The following is a 12020-nucleotide window of genomic DNA, read 5'->3' as shown; positions in this document are numbered from 1 at the left end:
CGGGGTGAGGGCAGCGGAAGGATGGATGAATGCATTCGGTGTGTGTGCTCGGGCTCGGGCTGATCGGCGGCTCGGTGCTACGGGCGGTCCGGTCGGCCGGATATCCGGCGTGGGGCGCGACCAAGTCCGAGGGAGATCGAGACGCGGCGCTGGCCGACGGCTATGACGTCGAGGCGAGCGTGGAGGACGCGCTGCGCCGGGCCGCGGACGAGGACGCGCTGATCGTCCTGGCCGTGCCGCTGACCGCGCTGGAGGAGGTGCTCCGGCAGATCCGCGCGCTGGCCCCGTCCTGCCCGCTGACCGACGTGGTCAGCGTGAAGGGCCCGGTGGCCGAGGCGGTGGGCCGCATCCTGCCCTCGGTCCGCTACGTGGGCGGCCACCCGATGGCGGGCTCCACCGAGTCCGGCTGGGCCGCTGGTTCGGCCGAGCTGTTCCGCGGCGCGCCCTGGGTGGTCACCGCCGAGGAGGAGACCGACCTGACCCGCTGGGCCCAGGTCGCCCGGCTGGCCATCGCCTGCGGCGCGCACGTCATCCCGGCCACGCCGGAACAGCACGACGCCACCGTCGCCCGCATCTCGCACCTGCCGCACCTGTTCGCCGCGGTGCTGGCCGCGGTCGGCGCCGAGGGCGGCCCACTGGCCTGGTCGCTGGCCGCCGGCTCCTTCACCGACGGCACCAGGGTCGCGGGCACCCGCCCGGAACTGGTCAGGGCCATGTGCGAGGGCAACCGGTCGGCACTGCTGGAGGCGCTGGACGAGGCCCTGGGCCGGCTGGGCGCGGCCCGCGGCTCACTGGCCTCCACCGGCGGCCTGGCGGTCACCGTGGACGCCGGGCACGAGGCCCGCCGTGGCTTCACCGCCACCCCGCAGGCAGGCCCGGCCGAGATCCGGATCGACCTGAAGGACCCCAACGCCCTGGACGAACTGCTCGACCTGGGCACACTGGGTGGGCGGATCACCTCGATCGAGGACGATCTGGCCGTCGGAGAGGAACTGGGCAACCCGTGAACGATGTGCGCGGCCTGCAGGCCACCTGGGACAACCTGGGCAAACAGGATCCGTACTGGGCGGTGCTGTCCGATCCGGACCGCAGGCACAACCGGTGGGACCACGACGAGTTCATGGCCACCGGCCACCGGCACGTCCAGCACGTCGCGGGCAGGCTGGCCGAACTGGATCTCAAGTTCACCGGCCGGGTGCTCGACTTCGGCTGCGGGCTCGGCAGGCTGAGCAACGCGCTGGCCGAGACCGGGCTGGACGTGGTGGGGGTGGACATCGCGCCCTCCATGGTCGAGCAGGCCAGGACGATGGCGCGGTTCCCCGAACGCACCGAGTTCGTCGCCTACGACGGTCGCGCGCTGCCCTTCGAGGACGCCAGTTTCGACGGGGCGCTGAGCCTGATCGTGCTCCAGCACATCCCGCCGCTGCCCAAGGTGGCCAGCCTGCTGGAACTTGTCCGGGTGGTCCGGCCGGGCGGGTTGCTGGTGCTCCAGCTGCCCAGCCACCGCAAGAACCCGATGCCGGTGCCCGCGGGATGCCGGGCCGCGGTGGAGGTGGTGGCCGCGCCGGCGAGCCTGACGCCAGGCCAGCAGAGCGCGGTGCGGGTGCAGGTGACCAACCTGAGCGAGCACCACTGGCACTTCTCCCCCTTCCTCCAGCTCGGCAACCACTGGCTGCGCGAGGGCGCGGTGGTCATCGGCGACGACGGCCGGGCCCAGCTGCCGTTGAGCGGCCTGGCCGCCGGCGCCTCGGCCACCCTGGTGCTGGAGATCAACGCGCCCGTCGAGCCCGGCCGGTACGAGCTGGAGCTGGACATGGTGCTGGAGGGGGTCACCTGGTTCCAGGGCGTCGGCTCGGCGACCACCCGGATCCCGGTCGAGATCACCCCGCACTCGGTGGCCGCACCGGTGGCCGAGCCCGTTGTGGTGGCCACGGAACCCTCGGCCGAGGCGGAGGAGGCGCCGGTGACCGAGGACGCGGGCGGCATCGAGATGTTCCCGCTGCCACCAGCGCTGTTCCGCTCGTTGCTGGAGCACGTGGGTTGCCGGGTGCTCCACTTGGTCGAGGATGAGCTGGGCGGTCCGGAGTGGGGTAGTTACACCGCTGTGGTGCAACGCCTGTACTGAGTCTGCTCGCCCGCCTAACGTGGGCGGATGGAACCTCGGCTGCGGCTGGCGGCGGTGTTGGGCGCCGCGGTGCTGCTGGTCGGGACGGTGGTGGTGCTGCGCGGGTCCGGTGAGGAGCAACCCGCGCAGCCCGAGTTGCCGCCGTACCGGACCATGACCGAGTTCCGGGCCGATGGCGTGCTGCTGCCGGTGCCCGGCGCCAAACCTGCCGCGCCCACCGGACTGGACGTCCGGCCAGGGTCGCGGCGGTTGGTGCTGAGCTGGTTGGGCGAGGCCGCCGGGTATGAGGTGACCTGGGGCAATGACCGGCGGACCCGGTTGGTGGCCGAGCGCAGCGCGCAGCTGGACGGGCTCACCGACGGGCTGGCCTATCCGGTCGAGGTGCGGGCGGTGGATGCCTTCGGGCAGCGTTCCGATCCGCTCGGCGGGTCGGGCACGCCGCGCACACCGGACGGGGACTGGGGTTTCCTCGATCTCTTCGACGGCACCGAGGACGAGGTGGGCTCGCGCTGGCAGCTGGTGCAGCGGCCGGGGTGTGCCTGGACCGGGGTGGCCGGTGGGCGGCTGGTGGTCAGCGCGAACTGCGGGGACCGGCCGACCGGGTTGCGGGCGCGCACGCCGTTCCGGTTGCACGACAACGGCGGGCGGCTGGTGCTGGAGACCGACGCGCCGGAGCACCGGGACCGGCTGACCGTGGACTTCGTGCCGGGGCCGGTGGATATCGTCGGTGATCGGGCACTGCCGCCGGGGACGATCCGGGTGGACCTGAGCACCGAGGGCGTGCTGGTGCGCCACCCCGGCGGGGAGGCGCGGCTGCCGGGGCTGGCCGCGCCGCCGGTGGGGCGTTCGCAGCGGTGGGAGATCGTCTTCGCCGGTGGTGAGTTGCGGGTGTCGCGGGACGGCCAGGTGCTGGGCGCGACGCCGGTGGCGCGGACCTGGCGGCAGGCCACCGTGTTACTCGGCTTCGGCGGGCGGGGCAGCGGGGTCACCGATGTGCTGCTGGACCTGGTCGCCTTCGACAGCGAGCCGGTGCCGGCGCCGCCGCTGCGGGTGACGCCACGGGTGCTGGTGGACCTCCCCCGTTCGGCCGCGCCCAAGGCGCCGGAGGACACCCGGATGCTGCGCGGGGCCGAGGGCGCGTTGTTGCGGATGGCGGTGCGCTCGCCGCTGGACGCGCGGGAGCCGAAGCTCACCGCGTTCGTCAACGGCGTCGGGTACCCGGTGCGGCCGGTGTTCCCCGGCCTGGGGCTGACCGCGGGCAGCTGGTTCCCGGTGGTCGCGGAGCTGCCCGCGGCCGCGCTCGCGGTGGACACCCAGCGCTACCTGCTGGATGTGCAGCTCCGGCAGGAGAACCCGATGGTCCAGCTGGACTACGGCCCTGCCTCGCTGGACCTGCGCCCGGCCCCCGGCCAGGCCGCGGACGAGCCGCCTGCCAACCGGGCCGACCGCAGGCTGCCCCGGCCGGGGCCCGCGCTGGCCGAGCCGGGTGCGACGCTGCTGGACGCGGCCGGGCGGCCGGTGCCCGGCGGGGAGCCGGTGGCCAAGGGGCGGGCGGTGATCGAGATCCGGCTGGACGGCAGGGCCGGGCAGCTCGCGGCAGGCGAACTGGCCGGGCTCGCCGGGCTGGAGGTGCGGCTGGACGGGGACCGGCTGGCGGTGCTGCCCACCGCCAAGGACGGCCCCGGCGCGGCTGGCAGCTGGCGGATCGCGCTGAACCTGAGCAGCACCTCGGCCGGTCCGCACACCGTGGAGGTGCGTGCGGTTGGCACCAGCTGGGACACCCCGACCGCCTACGCCTTCCTGCCGATCATGGTGGCCCGCCAGTGACATCTACTCGTCACTGATCTCACAGCGGCGACGCGCGAACCGGTCGCATGGTCCAGCATGGTCGGTATGCCCGCACTGATCCTGGATGCCGCTCGCACCCCGTTCGGCCGCTACCGCGGTGGCCTGTCCGAGGTCCGGGTGGACGACCTGGCGACGTTGCCGATCACCGAGCTGCTCCGGCGGCACGGACCCGACGGCAGCGGGCAGCTCGATCCGGCGCGCATCGACGACGTGATCTACGGCGACGCCAACGGCGCCGGCGAGGACAACCGGAACGTGGCCAGGATGGCCGCGCTGCTGGCCGGGCTGCCGGTGACCGTGCCGGGGGTGACCCTCAACCGGCTGTGCGCCTCGGGTGGCGAGACCTTCGTGCAGGCCAGGCGGGCCATCGTGGCCGGGGACGCGGATCTGGTGGTGGTCGGCGGGGTCGAGGGCATGAGCCGCGCCCCGTTCGTCATGCCGCGGCCGGACAAGGGCCTGCCGGACAAGATGGAGGTCGTCTCCACCGCGCTGGGCTGGCGGCTGGTCAACCCGCGGATGCGCCCGGAGTGGACGGTGCCGCTCGGCCTGGCCGCCGAGCAGGTGGCCACCGGGCTGGGGATCACCCGCGCGGAGATGGACCTGTTCGCGCTGCGTTCGCACCGGCGCGCCGCGGCCGCCTGGGACGCCGGTGTGCACGACGGGTTCGTCTTCCCGGTGCTGGCCCCGGACGGCCCGCGCTCCACCCAGATCGTGCGCCGGGACGAGTCGGTCCGCTCGGACACCTCGGACAAGAAGCTCGCCCAGCTCAAGTCGGCCTTCTCCGCCGACGGCCCGGTGACCGCGGGCAACTCCTCGCCGTTGAGCGACGGCGCGGTGGCCGCGCTGATCGGCACCGAGGCCGCCGCCACCGAACTGGGTGTGCAGCCGCTGGGCGAGATCGTGGCCGGCACGGTGGCCGCGGACGAGCCGCACCAGTTCACCCTGGCCCCGGTGCCCGCGATCCGGCGGCTGCTGCTGCGGCTGGGGGTGCGCGCGGAGAACGTGGACCTGTGGGAGATCAACGAGGCATTCGCCGCGATGGCGCTGTCCGTGCTGCACCACCTGCCCGAGGTGGACCGGGACCGGGTCAACGTGCACGGTGGCGCGATCGCCTACGGCCACCCGCTGGGCGCCTCGATGCCCCGGGTGATCATCGACCTGTGCCGGCACCTGCGGCAGCGCGGCGGCGGTCTGGGGATCGCGGCGGCCTGCGTCGGCGTCGGCCAGGGGGTGGCGATCGCGGTCCGGGTCTAGCTGCCGGCTAGATGCGGGCGGAGATGCCCGGGTAGTCCAGCACCACGGCGTCCTCGCACACGGTGATGTCCGCGGTGAAACCGGGCCAGGAGAAGTTGACCACCGACTCGCGCTCGCCCGTGCTCACCGTGCGGTAGGTCTGGTGCACCACGTTCAGCTCCAGCTCGGGCAGGGACACCCAGAGCACCGGCATGGTGGCCTCGCCCGCCTCCCGGTGCAGCTGGTGGCGGCGGATCGGCAGGGTGTTGAACAGCACGCAGAACTGCACGTCGACCTCTGCCGCGCCCTGGAACTCATCCCGCTGCGGGCCCTGGCCGCGGTCGTAGAGCCAGAAGCCGTCGTGCGAGCGGCTGAAGGAGATCTGCCGCTCGTGCTCGGCGGTGGTGCTGCGCACGAGTAGCCGCTTCACCTCGCCGGACTCGTTCACGCCGACCTCGTAGGAGGCGCTGAACGCCTCGGTCTCGGCGTTGGCGGCGACGACCAGACGGCCGAGGCCGCGGAAGCGCAGGCCTTCGGCCAGCACCAGCCTCGCGGACTCCAGGCTCGGCAGGTCATGACCCCGCCAGGTGACCATCTTCTGCCGCCGGGCGGTAGCTGTGGAGTTCACCTGTTCCTGCACCCGACCGAGCGTACTCGACCTTGAACGCCCCTCCTATGGTTAAGTAGTCGCTGCCGCCGCCTGGATACCGCTGGTAACCAGGAGGTCCCCGCCAATGACGCGAACACTTCGCGCCCTGTTGCCATTGCCGCTGGTCGCAGCGGTGCTGGCCACCGCCCCCGTGGCATCCGCCGCCCCGGAGGCAACACCGAGCAAGGCCGCGCCGCAGTTCAGCGTGATGACACCGGCGAGCACGGTGGCATCACGGACCGACCGCCGCCCGATGGCGGGCGCGGTCTATGACAAGGTCAGCGACCAGACCATCGCCACCTGGTCCGGCCAGCACGCGCACAACTACGTGCAGGCCTACGACCACCGGAAGAAGACCTGGACCGCGCCCCGGCAGATCGCCGACGGCGAGTCCGACCCGCACAACTACCCGACCATCGTGCAGGCCGACGACGGGTACCTGCTGGTCTTCCAGGGCATGCACAACAAGTCCCTGCGGGTGACCCGCTCCCCCAAGCCGCGCTCGGTCGAGGGCGCCTGGACCCAGGCCACCATCGCCGAGGGCGCGGCGGCCAGCTACCCGATGCCGTTCAAGACCGCGAACGGCACGATCTACGTCTTCTTCCGCGAGACCTCGCAGGAACTGGACCCGAGCAAGCCGACCGACTTCCGCCCGATGCGCTACGTCGTCTCCACCGACAACGGCCGCAGCTGGCGCAACTCCGAGCAGCTCACCGGGCAGCGCTTCGCGATCGGCTCCACCGATCGCGCGGACAACATGGACGAGATCTACATCGGCCAGATGCGCTACGAGCCTGCCTCGCTCACCAGCCGCGAGCGGGTGCACATCGTCTACACGCTGGCAGGCGGCGGTCCCGAGGGCAACAAGCACGATCGCTACCACCGCAACATCTACTACGCCTGGTTCGACCCGGCGAACCGGCACTTCTACTCCGCGGCCGGACGTGATCTGGGCACCCAGATCGACGACGCGGACCAGGAGCAGCGGCTCAAGATCGTGGAGACGCCGGTGGCGCTGCCCGGTGGGATCAAGTCGCCGGACTACATCCAGCAGGTCGGCGTGGCCAACGGGAAACCGTTCACGCTGTGGTTCGAGACCGACAACGCGGGGCTGTGGCACAACAAGGCCGCGGTGTTCGAGAACGGCAAGTGGACGGTGACCGAGGTGGCCACCGGCTACCGCACCAGGGAGGTGGAACGCCTGGACGGCAACACCTGGCGGGTCTACGCCACCAAGGACGGCAAGCCGAACATCGAGACCTTCCTGCTGCGCGGCGGAAAGCAGTGGAGCCCGGAGACGGTGATCAGCACGCCGAAGCCGGTGCAGCGGGTCGAGGTGGTGATCGGGTTCCGCGATCCGGCCCGGATCATCGCCACCGGCTCCTCCAGCGACCGCGATGTGAAGGTGGCCGACGGCGACATCTACGTGGCCGGCCTGCCCCAGGCGCGCTGCCGCCTGGAGCTGCCGATCATCGGTTGCCTGTTCTGATCCCTTTGCCCAGCAATGAAAAAAGCTGCGCCGGGCTCCCCCGTTGGGAGCCCGGCGCAGCCGGTCTAGTCAGCTAGCCGAAGCAGCTCAGGCGCGCTTGCGGCGACGCTGGAGCACCAGGGCGAGCGCACCGCCGCCGAGGAGCACCACGCCGACCAGCGACAGGGTGATCACCGAGGCGCCGGTGTTGGCCAGGCCGCCGGTGTTCTTCACCGGGGGAACCGGGCTGGTGGTGGTCGCCGGGACCTCGGTCTTGGAGGTCGTGGTGGTCGGCGCCGGGGTGGTGGTGCTGGTGGTCGGCTTGGTGGTGACCGGAGCCGCCTTCCAGTCGACCTTGGCCTGTGCGGCCAGCTTGGCGTTGGTGGCCTGGGCCAGGATCAGGGTCTGCGAGGGCTTGCCGTCGTTGGCGACGAACAACCGACCCTTGTCGATCTTGGTGGTGGCTTCCAGTTTGAAGCCGGCCTTGCCTGCCGGGGCGTCCGCGGGGACGTCGACGAAGATCTCCTGGCCGTTGGTGGCCTCGGTCAGCTCCTTGCCCGACTTGTCGACCACCTTCACGCCCTTGGGCGCGTCCGCGGTGAGCTTGATCTTGTCCGAGGTGGACTTGACCGTGAACGGGCCGATCTTGGTGCCGGCGTTGCCAGCCAGCTGCTCGGGCGTCAGCTCCAGCGAGGGCGCGGGCTGGTTCTTCATGCCCACGTTCTTCTCGCCGGTCAGGTACTTGTAGACGGCCTTGACGTCCGGCGTGTTGTTGTCGTGCAGGGAGACCTTGTTGCTGTAGTGCCAGATCGCGGCCTGGGTGCCCGCGATGGCCTCGTTGTTGTCGAGGTCGGCGCCAACGGTCTTGCCCAGCTCGGCAACGTCGATGGTCGGGTAGGAGTGGTGCAGGATCCAGTTGACCTTGTCCGGGCTGGACTTGAAGTCGGACTGGTTGTCGTGACCCTTGCTGTCGGCACCCGGGTACTTGCTCCACGGGGACTCGATCATCTGCGCGTTGTCGCGCACGCCGACGGTCAGCTCGACGCAGTACGTCTTGAGCGCGGTGCCGTCGGGCAGACGCAGGCCGATGAGCAGGGTCGGGACGGACTTGCCGTCGTTGAGGCGAACGTGGAAGTTCCCCTCGTTGGCGGTCTTGTCGACCTTGGCCTTGGTCTGGGCCATGGCCGGGGCGGCGGAAACCAGCGAAATCGCGGTCGCAGTGAGGAGCACCGCGCCTAGGCGCGCGGCGCGCAACCGGGATGCCATAACTCTCCTTCCCGCCGGAAGTGTGAGGACTTCCAGAACGGGCATGTGGGGATACGAGGTGTCAGCGCTGGTACTCACCCGGACGAGGCCAAATCAAGGGGCATGATCGGGGCGAGAACGCGACGGACAGTACCGCCGGGGTCCAATGGGCTGCCCCCAGGGGTGGGTACACAATCCCTTACCGAGAGCTATCGATCACTAGGCCGTTCGGCCTAATTCATTCGTCTTGCCGGTGGCGGTAGCACACCCTTTTGACCTCGCATTATGAGGTGGCGTTACTTCTGAACAGAAGAAAGTCGGCTACACTGCGAAACTAATGTGGCAGTCATGCGCAAAACTCTGCCGCGAGGGTAGTTGTCATTTCGGGATCTCCCCGATATCAATCCGTTAGCAAACCCGGCCGTTACCTACCGGGAATGCAACGAAGCCCACACCGGCGAGCGGTGTGGGCTTCGGTAGAGCCGTGTGGTGGTACGCCTCAGACGGCGCGCACCTGCTCCGCCTGCGGGCCCTTGGGGCCCTGGCTGATCTCGAACTCGACCGGCTGGTTCTCTTCCAGGGTGCGGTAACCGTTGCCCTGGATAGCACTGAAGTGGACGAAGACGTCCGGACCGCCGTCAGCCTGGGCGATGAAGCCGAAGCCCTTCTCGCCGTTGAACCACTTCACAGTGCCCTTAGCCATCTGATTCTCCCTGGTTGCACTCTTCGCGACCTGCACCTCGCAGGCCACCAGCTGCCGCAGGCAGGCCGGTGCGATGAAGGGAGATGTCCTCCCGAACGCGCGAGCCCGCCGGTCAAAATTCCTGCGGGCGCTTCACAACGTTCGAGGAAAAGATGACTGCATCCAACTGATGGGACCAGTCTAGCACAGAAAGCAAAGAACTGCCGACAAGCGGCAGTTCTTTGGGTGGCGCGCTCGGCAGGATTCGAACCTGCAACCTCTTGATCCGTAGTCAAGTGCTCTATCCGTTGAGCTACGAGCGCATCATCTTCAGTTGTGGCCTGGCCGAGGCCAGACACTGCGGAGGCTCCGGGATTTGAACCCGGGAGGGGGTTGAAGCCCCCAACCGCATTAGCAGTGCGGCGCCATAGACCAGACTAGGCGAAGCCTCCCGGGGCCTTGTGGGGCCGCCGGATCAGTACTTTACACATCCCCGGAGGATCCGCCAAAACGGGGGGTCATCAGGGGCCGGAGCAGGGCGTTTACCGCCCTGCCCCGACTGTCCATCACGGTTTCCCATGATCGCGAACGACCCGTCCGTCCGGATCATCCCCTGCGTCCACTCAGTCCCACGTCCGGTGGACACGGGCAGACGGTTTCACCCGTCGCACAAGCTTGGCAACACTCGATCGGATGACACTTCGGTAATTCCCTTACCGAAAACGTCTCCGCACGTCACGGCCTGGTTCCGGCGGCCCTCGCGGCCAGCTCCTCGAACGGCCGCAGGGCCTCCGGGTTGGTCAGCGCGTCCCGGCTGACCGCCCGCTCCGGCGGCATGCCGGCCAGGATCTTCTTCACCGGCACCTCGCACTTCTTCCCGTTGAGCGTGCGCGGCACGTCGGTGATGGCCAGGAACCGGTTCGGCACGTGCCGCGGCGAGAGCGCCCCGCGCAGCTCGGTGCGCAGCCGCGGCTCCACCTCGGCCAGCTCGATCCCCGGCGCCAGCACCAGGAAACAGAGCAGCTCACCGTCGCTCTGGCCGGCCCCCGAGGTGTCGATGACCAGCGAGTCCAGCACCTCCTCGAAGCCCTCCACCACCCGGTAGAACTCGCTGGTGCCCATCCGCACGCCACCGCGATTGAGAGTGGAATCACTCCGGCCGTAGATCACGCAGGACCCGCGCGGGGTGATCCGGATCCAGTCGCCGTGCCGCCAGATACCCGGGTAGGTCTCGAAATATGCCTCCCGCAGCCTGCTGCCGTCGGCGTCCCGCCAGAAGAACACCGGCATGGACGGCATCGGTGCGGTGATCACCAGTTCGCCGACCTCGTCGGCCACCGGGTTGCCTGCCTCGTCGTAGGCGGCCACCGCCGCGCCGAGCATCCGGCAGGAGATCTCGCCCAGCCACACCGGCACGTCAGGGGCCGCGCCGACGAAGGCGGTGCACAGGTCGGTGCCGCCGGAGACGCTGGCGATCTGGATGTGCTCGCCAACGTGCTCGGCCAGCCAGCCGAAGCCCTCCGGGCTCAGCGGGGCGCCGGTGGAGCCGATCACCCGCAGCGCGGACAGGTCGTACTGCTCGGCCGGGCGCAGGCCGCGCTTGAGGCAGGACTGCACGTACGGCGCGGAGGTGCCGAAGTAGGTGACCTTGAGCCGCTCCACCACCCGCCACAGCGCGCCCAGGTCGGGATAGGCGGGGCTGCCGTCGAAGAGCACCACGGTGCAGCCCACCAGCAGGCCGGAGACGAGGTAGTTCCACATCATCCAGCCGGTGGTGGTGAACCACAGGAAGCGATCACCCGGGCCCAGATCCGCGTGCAGGGCAAGGGATTTGAGGTGCTCCAGCACGATGCCGCCGTGGCCGTGCACGATGCCCTTCGGCAGGCCGGTGGTGCCGGAGGAGTAGAGGATCCACAGCGGGTGGTCGAAGGGCACCGGGTCGAAGCCCGGCTGCGCGTCCCGGTGCTTCTCGAGCAGTTCGGTCCAGTCCTGGGTGCCCGGCTGGGTGGCGCCGTTGCCCAGGTAGTCCACCAGCACGGTGGCGCGCAGCCCAGGGATCTCCCCGCGCAGCCGCTCCACGGTGGGCCTGGTGTCGAAGGACCGTCCGTTGTAGACGTAGCCGTTGACCGCGATCAGCACGGTCGGCTCGATCTGGGTGAACCGGTCGGAGATGGCCCGCGCGCCGAAGTCCGGCGAGCAGGAGGACCACACCGCGCCCAGGCTGGCCGCGGCCAGGAAGGCGATCAGGGTGTCCGGCGAGTTGGGCACCAGCGCGGCCACCCGGTCGCCCTGGCGCACGCCAAGCTCACGCAGGCCTGCCCTGGCCGCGGCCACCCTGGCCCGCAGTTCGCCGTAGGTCAGCCGGGCGCTGAGGCCGTCCTCGCGGACGAACTCCACCGCCGGGTCCGCCTCGCCCTTGCCGGGGCCGGGGCGCAGCGCGTGCTCGGCGTAGTTGAGGGTGCTGCCGGGGAACCATTCGGCGCCGGGCATCGCGCTCGAGCCCAGCACCGCCCTCGGCCGCTGGTGGAAGGTGACGTCGAGGAAGTCCGCCAGTGCGCCCCAGAACGCGGGCAGGTCGCTGGTGGACCACTGCCACAGTGCCGGGTAGTCGGCCAGGTCCAGTCCGTGCTGGGTGCGCAGCCAGCCGCGGAAGGCCGCCATCCGGCTGGCGCCGACCCGGCCTGGTTGGGGTTGCCACAGCAGTTCCGGCACTCCGGCATCGTTGCCGGGCGTGGAGTCGGTCATGTCTGAGTTCCTAGCTGATCGCCGC

General features: G+C 70.3%; 9 protein-coding genes and 2 tRNA genes. 5 read left to right on the top strand and 6 right to left on the bottom strand.

What is annotated here, in order from left to right; all coding sequences use genetic code 11:
- Window positions 1-29: 29 nt before the first annotated feature.
- From HNR67_RS06485 to HNR67_RS06470, 4 genes are all read left to right on the top strand, one after another.
- A complete protein-coding gene (locus tag HNR67_RS06485; RefSeq protein ID WP_185001187.1) occupies window positions 30-1007 on the top strand; it encodes a prephenate dehydrogenase in 978 nt (325 codons plus the stop codon).
- Window positions 1004-2125: a class I SAM-dependent methyltransferase gene (locus HNR67_RS06480; protein WP_185001186.1), complete on the top strand. Its 1122-nt coding sequence runs from the start codon at window positions 1004-1006 to the stop codon at window positions 2123-2125. Before HNR67_RS06485 ends, HNR67_RS06480 begins: the two co-directional genes overlap by 4 nt.
- Window positions 2126-2152: 27 nt before the next feature.
- Complete coding sequence (locus HNR67_RS06475) at window positions 2153-3952, top strand: fibronectin type III domain-containing protein (protein WP_185001185.1); 1800 nt, start codon at window positions 2153-2155, stop codon at window positions 3950-3952.
- Between the two features lie 66 nt (window positions 3953-4018).
- The gene (locus tag HNR67_RS06470) at window positions 4019-5227 is read left to right on the top strand and encodes a thiolase family protein (RefSeq protein WP_185001184.1); all 1209 of its coding nucleotides are present in this window, start codon (window positions 4019-4021) and stop codon (window positions 5225-5227) included.
- 7 nt (window positions 5228-5234) lie between these two features.
- Here the strand turns inward: HNR67_RS06470 and HNR67_RS06465 are convergent, their stop codons facing one another.
- Window positions 5235-5846, bottom strand: a complete 612-nt coding sequence (locus tag HNR67_RS06465) for a putative glycolipid-binding domain-containing protein (RefSeq protein WP_185001183.1) — start codon at window positions 5844-5846, stop codon at window positions 5235-5237.
- A 94-nt stretch (window positions 5847-5940) separates the two neighbouring features.
- Between HNR67_RS06465 and HNR67_RS06460 the strand changes: the two genes are divergently transcribed.
- On the top strand, window positions 5941-7344 hold the full coding sequence (locus HNR67_RS06460) for a BNR-4 repeat-containing protein (protein WP_185001182.1): 1404 nt from the start codon (window positions 5941-5943) through the stop codon (window positions 7342-7344).
- A gap of 87 nt (window positions 7345-7431) precedes the next feature.
- Here the strand turns inward: HNR67_RS06460 and HNR67_RS06455 are convergent, their stop codons facing one another.
- From HNR67_RS06455 to HNR67_RS06435, 5 genes are all read right to left on the bottom strand, one after another.
- Window positions 7432-8589, bottom strand: coding sequence for a thioester domain-containing protein (locus tag HNR67_RS06455; RefSeq protein WP_185001181.1), 1158 nt, complete (start codon window positions 8587-8589; stop codon window positions 7432-7434).
- A gap of 478 nt (window positions 8590-9067) precedes the next feature.
- Entirely contained in the window at window positions 9068-9271 is a 204-nt protein-coding gene (locus tag HNR67_RS06450) for a cold-shock protein (protein WP_185001180.1), read from the bottom strand.
- A gap of 226 nt (window positions 9272-9497) precedes the next feature.
- A tRNA-Arg gene (locus HNR67_RS06445) sits at window positions 9498-9573 on the bottom strand.
- Between the two features lie 38 nt (window positions 9574-9611).
- Window positions 9612-9702, bottom strand: a tRNA-Ser gene (locus HNR67_RS06440).
- A gap of 283 nt (window positions 9703-9985) precedes the next feature.
- The gene (locus tag HNR67_RS06435) at window positions 9986-11995 is read right to left on the bottom strand and encodes an acetoacetate--CoA ligase (RefSeq protein ID WP_185001179.1); all 2010 of its coding nucleotides are present in this window, start codon (window positions 11993-11995) and stop codon (window positions 9986-9988) included.
- Window positions 11996-12020 lie beyond the last annotated feature (25 nt).

Source organism: Crossiella cryophila (assembly GCF_014204915.1).
Classification (GTDB): Bacteria; Actinomycetota; Actinomycetes; order Mycobacteriales; family Pseudonocardiaceae; genus Crossiella; species Crossiella cryophila.
This window is presented reverse-complemented; position numbering and strand designations above follow the sequence as displayed.